General features: G+C 61.9%; 17 protein-coding genes. 10 read left to right on the forward strand and 7 right to left on the reverse strand.

Annotated elements, in window-relative coordinates:
* The first annotated feature begins 4 nt into the window (after positions 1–4).
* Both NKH70_RS21675 and NKH70_RS21680 read left to right on the forward strand, forming a co-directional pair.
* Positions 5–580 carry a CPBP family intramembrane glutamic endopeptidase gene (locus NKH70_RS21675; RefSeq protein ID WP_352913276.1) on the forward strand — a complete coding sequence of 192 codons (576 nt, stop codon included), beginning with the start codon at positions 5–7 and terminating at the stop codon, positions 578–580.
* A 950-nt stretch (positions 581–1,530) separates the two neighbouring features.
* Positions 1,531–1,836: a hypothetical protein gene (locus NKH70_RS21680; RefSeq protein ID WP_352719647.1), complete on the forward strand. Its 306-nt coding sequence runs from the start codon at positions 1,531–1,533 to the stop codon at positions 1,834–1,836.
* A 270-nt stretch (positions 1,837–2,106) separates the two neighbouring features.
* On the opposite strand, the gene NKH70_RS21685 is transcribed toward NKH70_RS21680, so the two are convergent.
* Positions 2,107–2,532 (reverse strand): TerB family tellurite resistance protein, encoded by a 426-nt coding sequence (locus tag NKH70_RS21685; protein ID WP_352719749.1) that lies wholly within the window; start codon positions 2,530–2,532, stop codon positions 2,107–2,109.
* Positions 2,533–2,733: 201 nt separating this feature from the next.
* Here NKH70_RS21685 and NKH70_RS21690 point away from each other — a divergent pair, with 201 nt between their 5' ends.
* From NKH70_RS21690 to NKH70_RS21700, 3 genes are all read left to right on the forward strand, one after another.
* Positions 2,734–2,904, forward strand: coding sequence for a hypothetical protein (locus NKH70_RS21690; protein ID WP_023676480.1), 171 nt, complete (start codon positions 2,734–2,736; stop codon positions 2,902–2,904).
* Positions 2,905–3,014: 110 nt separating this feature from the next.
* The gene (locus tag NKH70_RS21695) at positions 3,015–3,842 is read left to right on the forward strand and encodes a helix-turn-helix domain-containing protein (RefSeq protein WP_352913272.1); all 828 of its coding nucleotides are present in this window, start codon (positions 3,015–3,017) and stop codon (positions 3,840–3,842) included.
* Between the two features lie 72 nt (positions 3,843–3,914).
* Positions 3,915–4,337 (forward strand): VOC family protein, encoded by a 423-nt coding sequence (locus NKH70_RS21700; protein ID WP_353025963.1) that lies wholly within the window; start codon positions 3,915–3,917, stop codon positions 4,335–4,337.
* Here NKH70_RS21700 and NKH70_RS21705 read toward each other — a convergent pair.
* On the reverse strand, positions 4,334–5,803 hold the full coding sequence (locus NKH70_RS21705; RefSeq protein WP_352913269.1) for a cobyric acid synthase: 1,470 nt from the start codon (positions 5,801–5,803) through the stop codon (positions 4,334–4,336). The genes NKH70_RS21700 and NKH70_RS21705 overlap by 4 nt on opposite strands.
* 1 nt (position 5,804) lies before the next feature.
* Positions 5,805–6,419 carry a dimethylsulfonioproprionate lyase family protein gene (locus NKH70_RS21710; RefSeq protein ID WP_353025965.1) on the reverse strand — a complete coding sequence of 205 codons (615 nt, stop codon included), beginning with the start codon at positions 6,417–6,419 and terminating at the stop codon, positions 5,805–5,807.
* 137 nt (positions 6,420–6,556) lie between these two features.
* Here NKH70_RS21710 and NKH70_RS21715 point away from each other — a divergent pair, with 137 nt between their 5' ends.
* Together NKH70_RS21715 and mmsB are read left to right on the forward strand one after the other, a co-directional pair.
* Positions 6,557–7,723 (forward strand): isobutyryl-CoA dehydrogenase, encoded by a 1,167-nt coding sequence (locus NKH70_RS21715; protein WP_352913268.1) that lies wholly within the window; start codon positions 6,557–6,559, stop codon positions 7,721–7,723.
* Positions 7,724–7,907: 184 nt separating this feature from the next.
* Entirely contained in the window at positions 7,908–8,792 is an 885-nt protein-coding gene (gene mmsB, locus NKH70_RS21720; protein ID WP_352913266.1) for a 3-hydroxyisobutyrate dehydrogenase, read from the forward strand.
* 364 nt (positions 8,793–9,156) lie between these two features.
* Here the strand turns inward: mmsB and NKH70_RS21725 are convergent, their stop codons facing one another.
* Positions 9,157–9,981: a methyltransferase domain-containing protein gene (locus NKH70_RS21725; protein ID WP_352913264.1), complete on the reverse strand. Its 825-nt coding sequence runs from the start codon at positions 9,979–9,981 to the stop codon at positions 9,157–9,159.
* 390 nt (positions 9,982–10,371) lie between these two features.
* On the opposite strand from NKH70_RS21725, the gene NKH70_RS21730 reads away from it, so the two are divergent.
* Positions 10,372–10,785: a VOC family protein gene (locus NKH70_RS21730; protein WP_156948098.1), complete on the forward strand. Its 414-nt coding sequence runs from the start codon at positions 10,372–10,374 to the stop codon at positions 10,783–10,785.
* Between the two features lie 112 nt (positions 10,786–10,897).
* Here NKH70_RS21730 and NKH70_RS21735 read toward each other — a convergent pair whose 3' ends face one another.
* On the reverse strand, positions 10,898–12,277 hold the full coding sequence (locus NKH70_RS21735; RefSeq protein ID WP_352913262.1) for an aspartate aminotransferase family protein: 1,380 nt from the start codon (positions 12,275–12,277) through the stop codon (positions 10,898–10,900).
* 240 nt (positions 12,278–12,517) lie between these two features.
* The gene (locus NKH70_RS21740) at positions 12,518–14,593 is read right to left on the reverse strand and encodes a prolyl oligopeptidase family serine peptidase (protein WP_352913260.1); all 2,076 of its coding nucleotides are present in this window, start codon (positions 14,591–14,593) and stop codon (positions 12,518–12,520) included.
* 98 nt (positions 14,594–14,691) lie between these two features.
* Here NKH70_RS21740 and NKH70_RS21745 point away from each other — a divergent pair, with 98 nt between their 5' ends.
* Complete coding sequence (locus tag NKH70_RS21745) at positions 14,692–15,264, forward strand: hypothetical protein (protein WP_352913258.1); 573 nt, start codon at positions 14,692–14,694, stop codon at positions 15,262–15,264.
* A gap of 24 nt (positions 15,265–15,288) precedes the next feature.
* Here NKH70_RS21745 and NKH70_RS21750 read toward each other — a convergent pair whose 3' ends face one another.
* A complete protein-coding gene (locus NKH70_RS21750; protein ID WP_353025968.1) occupies positions 15,289–16,449 on the reverse strand; it encodes an MFS transporter in 1,161 nt (386 codons plus the stop codon).
* Between the two features lie 229 nt (positions 16,450–16,678).
* Here NKH70_RS21750 and NKH70_RS21755 point away from each other — a divergent pair, with 229 nt between their 5' ends.
* On the forward strand, positions 16,679–18,256 hold the full coding sequence (locus NKH70_RS21755; protein ID WP_352719668.1) for a trimethylamine methyltransferase family protein: 1,578 nt from the start codon (positions 16,679–16,681) through the stop codon (positions 18,254–18,256).
* The last annotated feature ends 95 nt before the right edge of the window (positions 18,257–18,351 follow it).

Consider the following 18,351-nt stretch of genomic DNA (forward strand, 5'->3'; position numbering starts at 1 on the left):
GGCGATGTGGTTCCTGGCCGCAAGCATCGTCCTTTTTGGCCCTCTGCTTCTCGCAGCTGCCCTGCTGTTGTATCGGGAACGGCGTCTGCCGGGGTCGTTGGCCGCGCGGCTATGGCTTCGCCCGATGAATGGCGGCGACTGGCTCTGGGCTGTTGGAGGGCTGGCGGCCGTCGGCGTGCTGACCGGCGGCATCGGCGGCGCGCTCCGGATGCTGCAAGACGGGGCGAATTTCAATCCCTCGTTCATGGCTTTCGAGCCGCTCGGTCCCGGCCGCTACTGGATCCTCGGCGCGTGGCTTCCGTTTTTTGTGCTGAACATCGTTGGGGAAGAGTTTGTCTGGCGGGGGTTCGCGCTGCCGCGGCAAGAGATTGCTTTCGGCAGGCGAGCCTGGCTGGTCAATGGGATCCTGTGGTTGCTGTTCCACGCTGCCTTCCCCTGGCAAGTCCTGTTGACCCTTGTGCCGATCACGTTGCTGCTGCCCTATGTCGTCCAGCGGCGGCGCAGCACATGGGCCGGGATCGTTATCCACGCCGGGTTCGGAGCGATGGGCTTCCTGGTCCTGGCATTCGGGCTTGCTTAGCGCCCCCGACCTGCACCGGGCGATCGCGAAACGGCTGCAGACGGCAAGGTGTTAGAACTATTGGCGACTTCTTTGGATGGTGAGTAAAACAATGTCATTAAAAAATATGGTTGTTAAGTTCACGTCAACGGAGGATACAAGTATAAGTTTGGTCAATAAAATTGAGTCTAACTTAGGGGACAATTTTGGTGACGACGGTTTTATACAAGAAACAATAGAGATTCTTGCTAGATATAGGCCTGGTGGTGGAGAATTTCTTTTTGACGTCGAGTTTGTTAGAAAGCGACTGATTGAGACAATGTCGTATTTGGAAAGAAAGTCTCCAATGTAAACAGCCTGATAGACGTTGCGAATATTTCAGCAGAAAAGTTTTCCAACACAATCTGTGTTGGCGTGCAGTCGAAGGCTGCAGATAAAACGTTGTCTGAATTACGGTGACAATGCACTTTTTTGCTGTGGTCGCTATCGCCGTGTAGACTGACCGTATGGCTCGAGTTGCATTGCTGCGTCGCCGAAATCGGCATCTGGGCGTAGTGCCCGATGCAGAACCGTGTGCGGCTGATCCTGATGTCGGCCGGGCCAAAGCCTGAGGCGCGCTTGCCAAAATGCACCGTACGTCCGACACCCGATAGCGTTACGAATGTCAAAGGAGAACCGGCTGTCATCGTAGGCGGGACTGTTCGATTTGCCTGAAAGGCCGATAGTATCGGTTGGCCGGTCGGCAGCGACGCATTTTTAGACCGGATTGCCGAGCAAACCGGATAAGCTGTGAAACAGGAAAGACACGGCTGCCGGGAAAGGAAAAGTGCACTGTCACCGTAATTCTTATGTGAGTCTGGGGCCGGATGGTCCTGTCACTACGGGGACGACGGCGACGTTGGCGGGTGTGTGGAGAGGCTTTGATTTTGGTGGGCGTGTTGACCTGTCGCCCGATCCTGTGGGGGCGAAAGATGGTGACGATACTGAAGTGGATTGCCATCGCTGTACTTGGGCTGCTGGCATTGATGCATGCGGCACTGACTGCTTCACTGATCTGGCACATGTTCCGCTACGATGTACCCGGAGCTTGGATTGGGGAGCCCGAATTAGTCAGGCAATACCTGATTCCGCTGGCTTCCATTTTTGGTCTCTTGATACTGATGCGATACGCCAAGCCGACCGAAAGAAAGGCGTGCATCGCAGTTCTCGCTGCCGTTACTGTGTCCTTTGCGCTGTTTCTATTGTTGCATTTAACCGGTCGATTGACGATCAAATAGAGAGGACACCTGGGGCCCGCGCAGCGATTTTTGGCTGTTCTGCATGCTGATTTTTGCCTCTGATAGTGCTTCGCGCGGGTAGAATTTTGCGTTCGCGGCCTGCAAATTTTGTCATCGAATCCGGTTTGCGCGCACGAAATTTGGGCTCTCGCGGACAGTGGATTTTGCTCTTTCTCCGCTGCTTTTTTGTGTCGCTGTTTTGCTGCCCTGAGTGAACTTCCGTGAATTACGGTGACAGTGCACTTTTATCGCGTTCGCCCAGCTGATGCCTCAGTCTTGCGGCTTCACCACATCGACCGGACTGATGTCGAGCAGGTCGAGCGTGCGGCGCAACAGCTGCATCTCGCTCCCGGCAAGTTGCGAATCGGCCTTGGCGATCTCGGCCATGTGGCGGGCAAGCAGCTTGCGCCGCTCGACGTCGAGGTCGCGAAACTGGGCGACGGCCTGCGAGCCGTTGGTCTCGTAGCCGAACTCGTTGAGATATTCGATAACGCTGTCGATGCTGGTTTCGGGAATGCCGAAGGCGTCCCGGCAGATACGCCTGAAGGCGGTCATTTCGCTTTCGCTGACCGACCCATCGGCCAGGATCATGCGGAACAGCATCAGCAGCTCTGCCGACAGCACCGGATCGTCCGCGACTTTGCGCACGCCGGGATCGCCGTCGAAGATCGAGCGTATCTGGTCCAGCAATCCCATCGCCGTCAGCCCCTTCCGATTCGTCGGGAAGGTAGCGCGGAATCGGCTTGGCGCAAACGGGGTGCGCATGGTGGAACCCGCCATATTCTGTCGCCGGAAACTGCCGGCCAATCCGGCAAGCCGGCTGCGTGGGCTCATTGGTGTGTGACCGCGCGACTGATACTATGCCGCTGTACGAATCATGTTGAGGAGGGACCGAACATGAATCTTAGTGCGCCTACCCAGCTTATTTTCATCATATCCCTTGTCATCGCCATCATCGGCGTTCTCGCCGCGCTTGGCGTTCTGGCGTTTATCCCTTTGAATGCCGCGTGGATTGTCGTCATCGCCTACATTGTGCTGGCCGCCGGCTGCCTGATGCGCGGCGCTTAAACACGTCCAGACAATTCAGAATCTCAGGCAACTCGGAGCGCCCGGCCAACCCCGGGGCGCTTTTGATTCTGCAGGATGGTCTGTTAGAATTCCTGGACGAGGGAAAGCACATGCCCGCCAGCGAAGACGGCAGCCCCCACGACAGAACAGGGCTCGATCGGTTCGAGATGGTGCGGCGCGCGCCCAGTCATCGGCTTCAGGGCGCCGTCACCGACATATGCGGCTTTCGCGAAACCATGCCAGGCCATTTCCGTGTCGTCGAATATGCCTCGCTGACCGTGCCGCTGGTCATCAGCTTTGCCGAACCCTTTGCCATCGGGCTCGGCAAGGACCCAAGCGACAATGACCGCTTCGGCAGTTTTGCCGCCGGCCTCTACGCCGGGCCGGTGGTGATCGAATCCTTCGGCGGCGCCTGTTGTGTGCAGATCAATTTCACGCCGCTCGGCGCCCGTCGCTTCTTCGGCCGGCCGATGAGCGAGCTGACCGACCGCATGGTCGGGCTCGATGACGTGCTTGGCGTTGAAGGCATCGCGCTTCGCGAAAGGCTTGGCAATGCACCGGATTGGAGCACACGCTTTGCCATCTCCGAGGCCTTCGTCGCGGACCGGTTGGCAACGGCGGACCGCACTCAAGCCGAAATAGCCTGGGCCTACCAGACGATCGTCACGACAGGTGGCCGGATTCGCGTCTCATTGCTTGCCAACAAGCTGGGTTGGAGCCGCAAGCATCTTGCCGGAAAATTTTCGGACGCGATCGGAACCGGCCCAAAAACGCTGTCGCGCATTGTCCGCTTCAACCATGCGCTCGGCCTGTCGAGACAGGTCAACAGCGATTGGGCCGACATCGCCGCCGACTGCGGCTATGCCGATCAGGCGCATCTGGTGCGCGAGTTCCGCGACCTCGCAGGCATAACGCCGACGGCGCTTGGCGCGAGGTAACATTTCTTCAAGACGCACGACCGGCCTTCGCCCAGACTGGGTTATCGACCAACCCGCTGAAGGAGATCAGCCATGCCGAACACCACCGAACCACCGCGGCTTTATCCGGCGCTGCGCTGCAGGAATGCCGGCAAGATGATCGACTGGCTGGGCGAGGCCTTCGGCTTCAGCGTCCGCGCCCGCTATGGCGAAGGCGACGTGGTGCACCACGCCGAACTCGCATTCGGCTCCTCGATCATCATGCTCGGCACGGCGCGCGATGACGCCTACGGCAAGATGGTCGGTGCGCCCGGCTCTGGCGGCGGTACATCGATCTATGTTGCCGTCGAGGACGCAGACGCCGCATACGCTCGGGCAAAAACGGCCGGCGCCGAGATTCTGGAAGAACTCACCGACCGCGATTATGGCAGCCGCGAATTCATCTGCCGCGATCCGGAAGGCAATGTCTGGTCGTTCGGCACCTACTGGCCGAAGGCTGACGAAGCTGCCAGCTAACGCGCCAGCCCAAAGATGGCGTCGCAGTCGAGGTGGGTTTCCAGCTCGGCTGCGATCTCGTCCAGTGCCCGTTCGACCTCGGCGCGGTAGTCGATGCCGCCGCCCTTGACGCCGAGGCTTTCGAGGAATTTCGCCCGGAAGGCATCGGCGGAAAACAGCCCGTGCATATAGGTGCCTAATACCTTGCCGTCGACCGAGATAGCGCCGTCATCGATGCCGTTGATAACGGCGGACGGCCGCAGCATATCCGGACCGGTGGTGCGGCCGAGATGGATCTCGTAGCCCTCGAGCGGCAGATCGAATTGCACCGAGCGCGCGCTGACGTTGCGCACCGTCTTTTCCGGCTCCATCACCGTTTCGACGTCGAGCAGCCCGAGGCCTTGCGTCTCGGTAGCGCTGCCCTCGACGCCGTCGGGATCGCGCACGATATGACCGAGCATCTGGAAGCCGCCGCAAATGCCGACGATATGGCCACCGCGTTTCCTGTGCGCGGCAAGGTCGCGGTCCCAGCCGTTCTCGCGGAATTTCAGGAGATCGCCGATCGTCGACTTCGAGCCGGGAATGACCACCAGACCTGCATCCTGCGGCAGGCGCTGGCCAGGCGGCACGAACACCACCTCGACCTGCGGTTCGGCCTTGAGCGGGTCGAGGTCGTCGAAATTGGCGATGCGCGAGAGCACCGGCACGGCGATCTTCAGCGCGCGCTTCTCGCCGGACGACAGCCGTTCGAGCACGACGGAGTCTTCCGACGGCAGCCGCGCCGCCGCCTTCAGCCACGGCACGACGCCAAAACAGCGCCAGCCGGTGAATTTTTCGATCGCCTCGATGCCATCGTCGAACAGCGAGATATCGCCGCGGAACTTGTTGATGAGATAGCCGACGATCATGCGGCGGTCCTCGTCCGGCAGGATCAGGTGGGTGCCCGCGACCGAGGCGATGACGCCGCCGCGATCGATATCGCCGACCAGGATCACCGGCACGCCGGCGCGCGTCGCAAAGCCCATATTGGCAATGTCGCGGCTCCTGAGATTGATTTCGGCCGGCGATCCCGCGCCCTCGACAATGACCAGATCGGCGCCCTCGCCAACCTTTGCCCAGGAGTCCAGCACCGCATCCATAAGCCGGCCCTTCAGCGCCTGGTAGTCGCGCGCCCGCGCCTCGCCGAACACCTTGCCCTGCACGACGACTTGAGCGCCGACATCGGTCTGCGGCTTGAGCAGCACCGGGTTCATGTGGATGGTGGGCGGCACGCCGCAGGCGATCGCCTGCAGCCATTGGGCGCGGCCGATCTCACCGCCGCCTGAAACGCCGGGAATATCGGCGACGGCCGCGTTGTTCGACATGTTCTGCGGCTTGAACGGCCGCACTTTCAAGCCACGCTTCTTCGCCGCGCGGCAGAGGCCGGCGACGAGCACCGTCTTGCCGACATCCGAACCCGTGCCCTGCAGCATGATCGCCTTGGCCATATCAGCCCCTGCCCTGCGCAACGGTTCCGGTGATCGTCGACTTGGCCGCCAGTGGCCCACCGCGCCAGAGATAGAGCGCCAACAGCGGCTCCCTGCAGGTGCGCATGGCGTGGCTGACGTCAGAGGCATGGTGGATCACCTCGCCCGCCGATCGAAGGTGAAAACCGCCATCGCCCATGCGCCATTCGGCGCCGCCGGTCAGCGGGATGTAGATCTCCTCCGCGACGTGGTGGTGATCGGGGTAGACGATGTCGGGTCCAAGGATCAGCAGACCGCCGGCGACCTCTTCATTGACGAGATGGCCGCGTGTGCCGAACACCTCCAGCCAGCCGTAATTCTCCATGAAAATCCTGCCGAAATCCGCTTCACCATAGGTCTGGCCCCAGCGCAGATCGCCGCGACGCCCCGCAACCAGCCGCGCCAGCGGCTTGGCCGCAGCGGGAGCGAGTTCGACGATCCGGTCGAGCTGGACGAGACAAGGCAGTGCATGCGGCTCGAGCGGCCGGGCCGGCATGTCCCAGCCGATCCGGGCCACGGCGTCGCGCACCAGCGCATCGTCGAACGTCTGGAGATAGGCATGGAAGCGTCCAAGCAGTTCGTCGAAATTTGTCGTCACACTTTGCTCCAAAGCGCATCCGCGCACAGCGGCTGAGCAGACGGTCGGGTTGCGCGGCGGCATCATTGGTCTAGATTGGACTGAGCGCAAAGCCAAAAACGACAGGCCAGAAGGCCGGAAACATCAGGGAGCACGCCATGGACGCCGCTGTCGATGCGGGCACCAGCCAGTTCGAACTCAACGAGGACCAGCGCGCCATCCAGGAGATGGCCGAGGCCTTCGCCGCCGACCGTGTGGCGCCGAACGCACTCGACTGGGATCGCAACAAATATTTCCCCGCCGATGTGATCCGCGAGACAGGCCCTCTCGGCCTTGGCGGCATCTATGTCCGCGACGATGTCGGCGGCTCGGGACTCGGCCGGCTCGACGCCGTGCTGATCTTCGAGGCGCTTTCGCGCGCCGATCCGGCGTTTTCCGCCTTCATCTCGATCCACAACATGGTGGCATCGATGATCGACCGCTTCGGCAGCGACGAACAGCGCCGGCGCTTCCTGCCCAAACTGACCTCGATGGAATGGCTGGCCAGCTATTGCCTGACCGAGCCGGGTTCGGGCTCGGATGCGGCGGCGCTGAAGACGCGCGCGACAAAGAGCGGGGGCGACTATGTGCTGAACGGCGCCAAGCAGTTCATCTCCGGCGCCGGCGACAGCGACCTCTATGTCGTTATGGCGCGCACCGGGGCCGACGGGCCAAAAGGCATTTCCACCTTCGTCGTGCCGAACGATGCGCCGGGCCTTTCCTTCGGCGCCAACGAGCACAAGATGGGCTGGCACATGCAGTCGACCCGCCAGGTCGTTTTCGAGGATTGCAAGGTGCCGGCGGAAAACCTGCTCTCAGTCGAAGGCGCCGGCTTCGGCATCGCCATGGCCGGGCTTGACGGCGGCCGGTTGAACATCGCCGCCTGCTCGCTCGGCGGCGCGCAATCGGCACTCGACAGGGCGCTCGCCTACACCGCCGAGCGCAAGGCTTTCGGCTCGAAGATCAACCAGTTCCAGGCGCTGCAGTTCAAGCTCGCCGACATGGAGACCGAACTGCAGGCAGCGCGCATCTTTCTCTACACCGCCGCTTCGAAGCTCGACCGCAAGGCACCGGATGCCTCGAAATGGTCGGCTATGGCCAAGCGCTTCGTCACCGACACCGGCTTCAACGTTGCCAACGACGCGCTGCAACTGCATGGCGGCTACGGCTATCTGCACGATTACGGCATCGAGAAGCTAGTGCGCGACCTGCGCGTCCACCAAATCCTCGAAGGCACCAACGAGATCATGCGCGTCATCATCGCTCGCGCCCTGATCGGACGGTAAGGCAGTAGGCAGAAAGATGACCGCCAAGATCAAGGGCATCAGAAAAATGCTTCGCCAACTTATTAGCAAACTTGCGCCCGAATAGGTCGCCTACTGCCTACTGCCTACTGCCTACTGCCTACTGCCTACTGCCTACTGCCTACTGCCTACTGCCTACTGCCTACCCAAACCACGGAGTGCCATTATGACCACCATCGCCTTCATCGGCCTCGGCAATATGGGCAATCCGATGGCCGCCAACCTGGTCAAGGCCGGGTATGCCGTGCACGGCTTCGACCTGGTGCCGGAGAACCTCGTCATCGCCAGGGAGCACGGCGTCGTCATCATGGCCAATGCCGTTGCAGCGGTGAAGGATGCCGATGCGGTCATTACCATGCTGCCGGCCGGCAAGCATGTGCTGTCGGTTTACGCGGACATCGCGGCCAAGGCGAAAAAAGGCGCGCTGTTCATCGATTCCTCGACCATCGACGTCGAGTCGGCCCGAAAGGCCCATGCCATCGCCACCAAGCACGGGTTGCTGACGATCGACGCGCCGGTCTCCGGCGGCACGGGCGGTGCGGCGGCCGGCACGCTGACCTTCATGGCCGGCGGTTCGAAGGACGCCTTCGCCAAGGCCGAACCAATCCTCAAGCCGATGGCCGGCCGCATCGTTCATTGCGGCGACGATGGCGCCGGACAGGCGGCGAAGATCTGCAACAACATGATTTTGGGCATTTCGATGATCGGCGTTGCCGAGGCCTTCGTGCTGGCGGAAAAGCTCGGCCTGTCGCACCAGGCGCTGTTCGATGTCGCCTCGACCTCGTCCGGCCAGTGCTGGTCGCTGACCACTTACTGCCCGGTGCCCGGCCCGGTGCCGACATCGCCCGCCAACAATGGCTATAAGCCTGGCTTCGCAGCGGCACTGATGCTGAAGGACCTGAAACTGTCGCAGGAGGCCGCGCAGAGCGCCGGTGCGGTAACGCCGCTCGCCGCCGAGGCAGCCCAGCTCTATGCGCTGTTCAATGCACAAGGCAACGCCGGCGCGGATTTTTCCGGCATCATAAATTTCCTGCGCGGTGCCACGGGGTAAACTCCGAATTTCATCGTTTTTTCGATATCCTGATGCGGAAAGCTGGCAAGTTTAGGTTTGCTTAAGCTCTTGCTAACCTTGCAGTAACGATGTGCGTTTAAAACGGATTGCGAGGCGGACATCCGCCCGGCGCTCCGGATCAGGTCTCGCGTACCGGAGCCCGCAAGTTTCGCCGTAAGTTTCGCAAGTGTTTTGTTGGCGAAGCGCCATGCGTATCTGGCAAAGCCGCGCTCCGATGGAGCGCGGTTTTTGCGTTTCGGACTCTTCAAGGACAGTGAGACGATCGCCCTGGCGCGACTCCAGATGATCGTCAGCCTCGTGGCGGCGGTCCTGACCTACGTTGACGACCGGCGCGTCAGCTGCGCTACTTGCGTGCGAGCAAGACGTGAGCCTCTTGGGGGAATATCAGCTCCCCTCCAGTTGAATAGATTGCCAGCGAAGAACTTAGATCAGCCGTGATCGCTGCGATGACTGCGTCCCGATGTCCGGCCTCCATTCCGCTGACCAGCCCAGCCTGCGGAGTCGCTGCCAACTGTAATCGCACATATTGCTTTGACGAGGGGAACCGGATGTTCTGTGTCGTCGTGTGGATGGTCACCTGACGAAATCCCGCCCCGGCCACCAATCGGTAAAGCTCGTCCGCATCGGCGAGTGAATGCTCGGACCGTTTCGTTGCCGAAGCGCCGGGACCGAGGTGTCGATCCAAGGCATCCGCCAACGCCTTGGCCGCGGGAGTGTGCTCGATGGCGCTGAAAACGTTTAAGACCAGTCGGCCGTCAGGCACCAGAACCCGGAACATCTCACGTAGCGCACTCGATCGGTCCGGAAAAAACTGCAGTCCGAGCTGGCAAAGAACCAAATCAAAGGTGGAGTCAGGGAACGGCATTTCGAGCGCGCTTCCCTCGTGCCAGTCGATATGCGGTCCAGCACCTCTCGGGAGCGAGCGAGCAACGGCAAGCATGCCCGTGTTGATGTCGAGGCCGACGACCTGCCCATTTCCCATACGCTCGGCCGCCGAGCGTGCCACCACGCCGGTGCCGCAAGCTACGTCCAGAATCCGCTCACCAGATTGAGGTGCAGCACGATCCAAAAGGTCGGCAGCCCACTGGGCTGTGATTGCCGGAACCAGGTAGCGCTCGTAGAGTTCCGCAGCGCTGCCTTCCAGCTGCCACTGCTCTTGCTGGGCCATAGCGTCCCTCCCGGACCAGCCGTTCGGGCAACGGGCCGATCGGCGCTTCAAGCAGCCATCTTAAAGCACGTGTCTATCAACTAGCAACCGGACCGGGAAACATGGATACAGTGCAGATCGCTAGGACGATCCGCCCGCCACCCTAATGACACCTTTACTGCTGCTCGTTTCCATCGACGAGACGAATGGCAACATTCCACCCACAGCCGAATCCAAACCGAGGCACCATCGCCTTTCGGATCACTTGTTGAAGTCGACAGGACACGCCCCGCCATTTCCACCGGGCGGGCTCGAAGCTTGAAGGCAACTCGGTTGCAGACATAGTCTCGAAGACTATTTCGTTAAAGGCTATATGGCCGCACGAATCTCTTCACATATTGAGGTCCCGCAATGGCGCACGAGCCTCGAAAAAGACCATTATTCCGCAAGCTCGATAATCATCTATTACGCGTGAGCGATCTCGATGCAGCCGTATCGTTCTATGGGGATCGGCTCGGTCATGCCCTCGTTTGGCGGGACGATGAAGCCGCTGGCTTTGCGCTGCCGGAAACCGATGCGGAACTGGTTGTCCATCTTCATATCGGTCCCGAGACCGATATCCTGGTCGATAACGTGGACGACGCGTTTGAGGAATTCTTGGCCGCCGGCGGTGAGGCTGTGCAACCGCCATTCGAGATCGCGGTCGGACGGTGCGCCCGTGTCCGCGATCCTTTCGGCAACATAGTTGTGATCTTGGACCAATCGAAAGGGATGTTGGTCACTGACGCTAAGGGGCACGTCATCGGTGTCAAGGCGGGCCAGTGATCACGCGTGGTCGTCTATACCGCCAACAGCCTCGCCTGGCGAACGCTTCGCCATAAAGCGGCATTCAATCTCCGGGCGCCCGATTACCCGGGCGCCCGGCGATCGTTCCATCTTACCGCTTGCGCAAATCTGCCTCGGCCAGGTCGAGCGCCCTGCCGATGCGGTCGCAGGCCATGTCGATCGTCTCGCGCGTCCAGATCAGCGGCGGCGACAGGATCATCGTGTCGCCGGTGGCGCGCAGCATCATGCCCCGGGCAATCGCGTAGTCGCGAACCATCACCGCCGCGCTGCCGGCCGGCAGGAAGCGCTCCTTGGTTGCCTTGTCCTTGACGATCTCGATCGCTCCCATCAGCCCGAACGAGCGCACCTCGCCGACCAGATCGTGCCCACCGAGACGTTCCTGCAGCGCCCTGGCGAAGTAAGGCCCGGTATCGTTCCTGACGCGCTCGACCAAGCCTTCGCGCTCGATGATCTCGAGGTTCTTCAGCGCCACCGCGCAGGCCACCGGATGCCCGGCATAGGTGTAGCCGTGATAGAATTCGCCGCCCTTTTCGACCAGCGTCGCCGCGATGCGGTCGCCGACCAGCAGCGCCGACAGCGGCTGATAGCCAGAGGTCAGCGCCTTGGCCGTGGTGATGATGTCGGGCTCGACATCGAAGGCTTGTGCGGCGAACCACTCGCCGGTGCGGCCATAGCCGGTAATGACCTCGTCCAGCATCAGCAGGACATCGTATTTGCGGCAAATGCGCTGCACTTCCGGCCAATAGCCCATCGGCGGGATCTTCACCCCGCCTGCCCCCATCACCGGCTCGCCGATGAAGGCGGCCACCTTATCGGCGCCGGCTTCGAGGATCGCCTCCTCGACCGCTTTCGCCGCGCGCAGGCCGAAATCATGGTCGCTTTCGCCGGGCAGTGCCAGTTCATAGGCGTAGGGCATCATCACGTGGACGATGTTGGGCACGGCGCCGCCGAGCTGCTTGTGCATGAGATCCATGCCGCCGAGCGAGGCGCCGGCGATGGTCGAGCCGTGGTAGCCCATCTTGCGCGAGATGATGCGGTTCTTCTCGGGTCGGCCTTCAAGCACCCAATAGTGGCGAACAAGACGCAGCGCCGTGTCGTTGGCCTCCGAACCGGACGAGCCGTAGAACACCTGGTTGATATGCTTCGGCGCGATCTCCGCCAGTTTCTTGGCAAGCAGAACCGGCGTCGGCGTCGAGCATTTGAAGAAGGAGTTGTAGTAGGGCAATTCCTTCATCTGGGCGTAGGCGGCGTCGGCCAACTCGTCGCGGCCATAGCCGACATTGACGCACCACAGCCCGGCCATGCCGTCGAGGATTTCCGTCCCTTCGGAATCGTAGATGAACGGCCCGTTGGCGTGGGTGATGATGCGCGAGCCGGTCTCGCGCATCTCCTTGTGGTCGGTGAACGGATGAAGGTGATGCGCGGCATCAATCTGCTGAAGCTGCTTCAGCGAATAATTCTGGTAGGTCATGTCTGGTCTTTCCTCTTGAACCAATCCGGCAGCTTTCGCGCCGGGGCGGATTCGTCAGAGGACAGCGGGCGGCGAATAGCCGATGCGGGCGCAGAGCCGCAACAGCTCGGCGCGAAGCGTGCGCGACGACGGCGTCACCGCCACCCCAAATGCGCAACCCGATTTCGCCAGCCGAGCCATGCATGTACCTTAGGCTGCCTCGAGCCCTCAGTTCAAGCCGTGCCGGTCAAGCGACGCCGGTCAATTGGTGCCAGTCAGGGCCCGCTGCAGGAAGACGTACTTCATCGCCGCCTGTGCGGCCTGCGGCCGCCGATCGCCGCGTCCACCATGGCCGCCCTCGGTCTCCTCGAAGAACAGCGTCTTGCCGTGGCCGGCCGCCTGCAGCCGTGCCGCCATCTTGCGGGCATGCCCGGGATGGACGCGATCGTCGGCGGTCGAGGTCGTCAGCAACACTGGCGGATAGGCTGCATCCGTGTCTACATGCTGGTAGGGCGAATAGGCGGCGAGCCAGGCTGCCTCTTCCGGTTTCGCCGGATCGCCATACTCGGCCATCCACGACGCGCCGGGCGGCAGCTCGGTGTAACGCAGCATATCGAGCAGCGGCACGTCGATGATCACCGCGCCGAATAATTCCGGGCGCTGCGTCAGCGAGACGCCGGTCAGCAAGCCACCATTCGATCCGCCCTGGATGCCCAGCGTGGCGGGCGTAGCGATGCCGCGTTTGACCAGATCTTGCGCGACCGCAGCGAAATCGTCGAAGGCATTCTGGCGATTGGCCTTGAGCGCGGCCTGATGCCAGTTCGGGCCGAACTCGCCACCGCCGCGGATGTTGGCCTGCACATAGGCATTGCCCTTCTCCAGCCACAGCCTGCCGCGCACGCCGGCATAGCCGGGCAACAGCGGCACTTCAAAGCCACCATAGCCGTAAAGCAATGTCGGCACGGGTCCATCCAAGTCGCGCCGCCTGACCACGAAGTACGGGATCATCGTGCCATCCTTCGAGCGTGCCTCGAACTGTTCGGAGACCAGGGACGACGCGTCGAAGCGCGCCGGCTGCGATTTCACCGGTGCCAGCGTCGCGGCATTGTCGTCCGACCAGATGATCGAGCTCGGCGTCAGGAAATCGGTGAAGGAAAAGGAGACGCTGGAGCCGAAATGCTCGGCATGGCTGATGCCGACATTGCCGTTTTCGGGCAATGCAACGGGCTTGAACTCCCAGCCGCCGCCGCTGCGCTCGCCGGCGATGACCTTGCCGCGCACATTGTCCATCAAATTGATGAACAGCCGGTCCTGCGTCCGGGCAATGCCGGCAATCGAGACGCGGTGCGCCGGCTCGAGCACGGTATCGATGGATCCGAATAGCCCGGTTTCGATCCAGCGCTCGAAATCGAGTGAATAGAGCCCGTCGGGCTTGCACAGCGTGCCGTCCGGCGCCGTCCACGGGGTACGCACGCCGAAGACGAGCTGGCCCTTGAACAGCGCTGTATCGGTGACGTCGTCCGGCAGCGGGATGCGCCTGTTTTCGCCCGATGGCAGCCGCAGGAAACTGTGCGAGGCGAAGAAGTCGAGGGTCCGGGCGAGGAAGACATGGCGTTTGTCGCCGTCGAATTCGACGGACCCGCCGGCTGCGAGATCCTGCTTCAGCGCCTCGAAGATCGGCATCGCCTCGTCCAGTGGCGTGCCGCGCCGCCAAAGCTTGACCACGCGCGGATAACCGGACTGGGTCTTGTCGTTCTCCTCGAAGGCGGCGGAAACGATAACTGCGTCCTCGTCCAGCCAGCTAAAGCTCGATTTCGAGGCAGGAGCCCGAAAACCGCCATCGACGAAGGACCTGCTTTCGATATCGAATTCGCGCATCTCGCTGGCATCGCCGCCATCCGGCGACAGGCTGAGCAGGCAGCGGCTGAAGTCGGGGTAGAGCCGGCTGGCGCCGCTGAACACCCATTTCACTCCCTCTTCCGCCGCCAGACTGTCGAAGTCGATGATCGTCTGCCATTCCGGCTCGTCGGTCTTGTAGGATGCGACCGTGGTGCGCCGCCAGAGGCCGAGTATATTGGTCCGGTCCTGCCAGAAATTATAGACATGGCCGTTGATCGCAGCCCCGACAGCAATATTGTCCTCGGCCGTCATCAGGTCGAGCGCGGTCTGGAACGTTGCCTGATAGGATGGATCACCCTGCAATTCGGCGACCGTGATCTCGTTCTGGCGATGCACCCAGTCGAGCGCTTGCTTGCTGGTCCTGTCCTCCAGCCAGAGGAAGGGGTCTTTTGTCTCGCCGGCTGAACCTGGCTGCTTTTGAGTGATCGGCTCGGTCATGTGGTCTCCAAAATTCGTCAGGCTCGGTGCCACAAACATCGGCATGGCGCTACCGACATTCAACCGGAACACGTAAATACGAATGGTCGGAGATTGCCATGACAACGCTCTCTGCATGGACTGCGAGGAACCTCATGCAACGTCTGTACATTGCGACTGAGAAGTTTGATCCATCCCACGGCACGGGATGGGACAAGTACATGGAGTGGTCGGGCCTCACCCAATTGACAGAGGTCGTCTCTCTCGACGGCATGCTGTGCCCGACCGCACTTGGGGAGATAAAGGATAGCTACTGGCCCTACATCGTGAACGAAGATTTCATGCTGGATTTCTTCGTGGATCTGGGGTTTTTGCGTTCGCAATTGACCGATACGAGCAACCTTAACATCCTTGGCGTAATCCGAAGTCCTTCGGCGGATCTGCGCTCATTCGGTTGGGACGAGTTCACCTTCATGGGCTATGATCTGCTCGACAAGAACGTCGACATCAGCGCATTGACCAATTGCGGTGGTTTCCCCGACGTCTTCGCCAACGAAGAGCTATCCTGCGTTGGGCTGATAGACGACTTTGATCGCGCCGTTGAGATTCAGGAATTGCTGCACAAGACGCATCCCGAAGAACGCCACGCCGACTGTGACCTCTGGGCGGTCTTCAGGCGGCAAGACAATTGAGGATCTCAGCATCCGGTCGGAATCTCACACCATCCGCCTTCGAATAACGGTTACAACCGCCAGCGCCAGGCAAATGGCACCGAGCGTCATCGGCAGACCGCCTGCCCCAAGGACATCCATGGCGCTGCCCGCCAGCGGCGGCACGGCGATCCCGCCGACGCCCCACATCAGCGAGAAGGCGGCGTTGCCGGCGACCAGTGCCGAGCCGGTGAACCGCTCGCCGAGCTCGATGATCGACATTGTGTAAATCCCGTAGGAAACCGCGCCCCAGATGAAGACGCATGGCCAGATCAGCGGCGTCTCGATGAGAACCGGCAACAGCACGCATCCGAGCACCGTCACCGAAACACAGATGAACCGCACCAGCCGCGCCGTCAGCCGTTCCGCCAACAAGCCGAGCGGCACCTGCATAGCGATATTGCCGGCGATCATCACTGACAGCAGCGCCGACATGCGCGCTTCGGCGATGCCGTAATGTGTTCCATAGACCGGCAGTAAGGCGAGCACCGCCTGTTCAAAACCGGCGGCCACGACGACCGCCGATAACAACAGCCAAGCCTGCGGCACGAATCCCAGGACCGAAACCCGGTGCCCGCTCTCGTCGACCTTCGGCAGCCGTGCCAGCACAGAGGCTAGGCAGGCGCCGCAAAACAGGAAAGCGCCGATGCCGACCAGAAACGGCGGCCATCCCACGGTGCCGACCGCAAGCAGGCAAAGCGGCCCCGCCGCAAAGCCCGCCGAAATGATCGTCGAATAGATGCCCAGGACGCGGCCGCGGCGTTCCGGCGGCGCCAGTGCGATCACCCAGACTTCGCTCAGCACGTAGAGCGGGTTGGTGACGGCGCCGATCAAAAAGCGCAGCGGAAACCACAGATAGACATTTTGCGTCCAGCCGATCAGCGCCAGCACCAGCGCGGAAAGTGCCGCGCAAATAAGCGCGGTGCGCCCTGCCCCGAAACGGCGCGCCAACGCCGGAACGAGCGGCGAAGAGACGATGAAGCCGATCGGCGTCATTGCCGCCGACAGTCCGATCATGGCCGGCGAGACGCCCTGGCGCTGCAGGATGAAGCTCAACAGCGGATAGCTCAGCCCTTGCGCGATGGCGAACACTGAGACGGTGGCGATCACGCCGGTGATCGCCGCCCATTGCACTGTCTCGCCGCTGCTTTGTTCCGCCCGCGCCATGATCCACACCAAATATCGGGCTGCAGCATTAGCGTTTCGGTTCCGTCACAGTAAGCACCGGCAACGAAAACCGCTTGCGCCAGCCGGAACGCGATCAAGAGGCTGACGATCCCGCCGGCTGCCCCCAGGGCATGTCGCTTCCCTCGTCCTAGTGGTCGCCGCCTCCGCAATGGCCGGCCAGCCGGCAGTCCATTATGCCGCCGCATTGCCGCAGCGTACGAGGACTATCATGACCGCCGCCCTTCAGCCCGCCGAACCGGCATTGGCAAACGATCGCGCCCGTCGCGGCGGCCGCGCGGGGAAGCGTGCCGGCGGATCGGCGGCGTTCGAGCAGCCGCCGTTTCGGCAGTTGAAGAACCCGCTGGCGCCGACCCGGCTGGTTTCCGACGACGAGCTGGAATCCATCCACCTCGCCTCTCTGCGCGTGCTCAGGGAAATCGGCGTCGACGTGCTGCATGACGAAGCCCGGCGCATCATGAAGGCGCATGGCGCCGATGTCCGCGAAGGCAGCGAGCGGGTGCGCTTCGACAGTGACATGATCCTGGAACTGGTTGCGCACTGCCCGCCGGAATTCACCATCCACGCCCGCAACCCGGCGCACAACGTGCGCTTCGGCGGCGATAATCTGATCATCTCGATGATGGCGTCGGCGCCCAATTGCTCCGACGTCGACCGCGGCCGCCGGCCGGGCAACCAGCAGGACTACCGCAACTTCCTCAAGCTTGCGCAGATGCACAACATATTGAACTGCACGGGCGGTTATCCGGTCGAGCCGATCGACATCCATCCGTCCGTCCGCCACCTCGAATGCATCCGTGACCTCGCCACGCTGACCGACAAGATGTTCCACATCTATTCGCTCGGCAAGGAACGCAATGTCGACGGCATAGAGATCACCAGGATCGCACGCGGCATCAGTCATGAGCAGCTGCTCGCAGAGCCGTCGGTGTTCACCATCATCAACACCAATTCGCCTCTCAAGCTCGACGTGCCGATGATGGAAGGCATTATCCAGATGTCGAGCAAGGGCCAGGTGGTCATCGTGACGCCGTTCACCCTGTCCGGCGCCATGGCGCCGGTGACGATTGCCGGCGCGCTGGTGCAACAGAATGCCGAGGCGCTGTCCGGCATCGCCTTCGCGCAGATGGTGCGCAAGGGCGCGCCTGTCGGCTACGGCGGCTTCACCTCGAATGTCGACATGAAGTCCGGCGCGCCGGCCTTCGGCACGCCGGAATATATGAAGGCGCAGCTGGTCGGCGGACAGCTCGCCCGCCGCTACAACATCCCCTACCGCACCTCCAACACCTGCGCCGCCAACACGGTCGACGCGCAGGCCGCCTATGAAAGCGTGTTCTCGCTGTGGGGCGCCATCCAGGGCGGCGGCAATCTGATGATGCATGCCGCCGGCTGGCTCGAAGGCGGCCTGCGCTGCTCCTATGAAAAGACCATCCTCGATATAGACCTGTTGCAGATGGTCGCCGAGTTCCTGACGCCGCTCGATCTTTCCGACGAAGCGCTCGGTTTCGACGCCATCCAGTCGGTCGGCCCCGGCGGCCATTTCTTCGGCACCCAGCACACGCAGGACCGCTACAAGACCGCCTTTTACGCGCCAATCATTTCCGACTGGCGCAATTTCGAGAGTTGGGCGGAGGCCGGGTCGCCGACGGCACTCGAAAAGGCCAATCGCGTCTGGAAGGAACGGCTGGCGTCCTATGAAGAGCCTTACATGGATCCGGCGATCCGCGAGGAGCTCAACGCTTTCGTCGACAAGCGCCGGGCCGAAGGCGGCGCGCCGACCGATTTTTGATCATCTGATGAGTAGTCGACCCCCACTCCGTCTTGATGGCAGGCTGGCCGAAAACATCGCCGTTTCCGATCTCCGCTTTGTTTTCGCGCCCCGCT

Origin of the sequence: Mesorhizobium sp. M0991 (assembly GCF_040318915.1) — a bacterium.
GTDB lineage: Bacteria > Pseudomonadota > Alphaproteobacteria > Rhizobiales > Rhizobiaceae > Mesorhizobium.

Bases quoted from the DNA above. Each gene is read 5' to 3' on its own strand.
- NKH70_RS21675 (WP_352913276.1), top strand. From the start codon at position 5: ATGTGGTTCCTGGCCGCAAGCATCGTCCTTTTTGGCCCTCTGCTTCTC.
- NKH70_RS21680 (WP_352719647.1), top strand. From the start codon at position 1,531: ATGGTGACGATACTGAAGTGGATTGCCATCGCTGTACTTGGGCTGCTG.
- NKH70_RS21685 (WP_352719749.1), bottom strand. From the start codon at position 2,532: ATGGGATTGCTGGACCAGATACGCTCGATCTTCGACGGCGATCCCGGC.
- NKH70_RS21690 (WP_023676480.1), top strand. From the start codon at position 2,734: ATGAATCTTAGTGCGCCTACCCAGCTTATTTTCATCATATCCCTTGTC.
- NKH70_RS21695 (WP_352913272.1), top strand. From the start codon at position 3,015: ATGCCCGCCAGCGAAGACGGCAGCCCCCACGACAGAACAGGGCTCGAT.
- NKH70_RS21700 (WP_353025963.1), top strand. From the start codon at position 3,915: ATGCCGAACACCACCGAACCACCGCGGCTTTATCCGGCGCTGCGCTGC.
- NKH70_RS21705 (WP_352913269.1), bottom strand. From the start codon at position 5,803: ATGGCCAAGGCGATCATGCTGCAGGGCACGGGTTCGGATGTCGGCAAG.
- NKH70_RS21715 (WP_352913268.1), top strand. From the start codon at position 6,557: ATGGACGCCGCTGTCGATGCGGGCACCAGCCAGTTCGAACTCAACGAG.
- mmsB (WP_352913266.1), top strand. From the start codon at position 7,908: ATGACCACCATCGCCTTCATCGGCCTCGGCAATATGGGCAATCCGATG.
- NKH70_RS21725 (WP_352913264.1), bottom strand. From the start codon at position 9,981: ATGGCCCAGCAAGAGCAGTGGCAGCTGGAAGGCAGCGCTGCGGAACTC.
- NKH70_RS21730 (WP_156948098.1), top strand. From the start codon at position 10,372: ATGGCGCACGAGCCTCGAAAAAGACCATTATTCCGCAAGCTCGATAAT.
- NKH70_RS21735 (WP_352913262.1), bottom strand. From the start codon at position 12,277: ATGACCTACCAGAATTATTCGCTGAAGCAGCTTCAGCAGATTGATGCC.
- NKH70_RS21740 (WP_352913260.1), bottom strand. From the start codon at position 14,593: ATGACCGAGCCGATCACTCAAAAGCAGCCAGGTTCAGCCGGCGAGACA.
- NKH70_RS21745 (WP_352913258.1), top strand. From the start codon at position 14,692: ATGACAACGCTCTCTGCATGGACTGCGAGGAACCTCATGCAACGTCTG.
- NKH70_RS21750 (WP_353025968.1), bottom strand. From the start codon at position 16,449: ATGGCGCGGGCGGAACAAAGCAGCGGCGAGACAGTGCAATGGGCGGCG.
- NKH70_RS21755 (WP_352719668.1), top strand. From the start codon at position 16,679: ATGACCGCCGCCCTTCAGCCCGCCGAACCGGCATTGGCAAACGATCGC.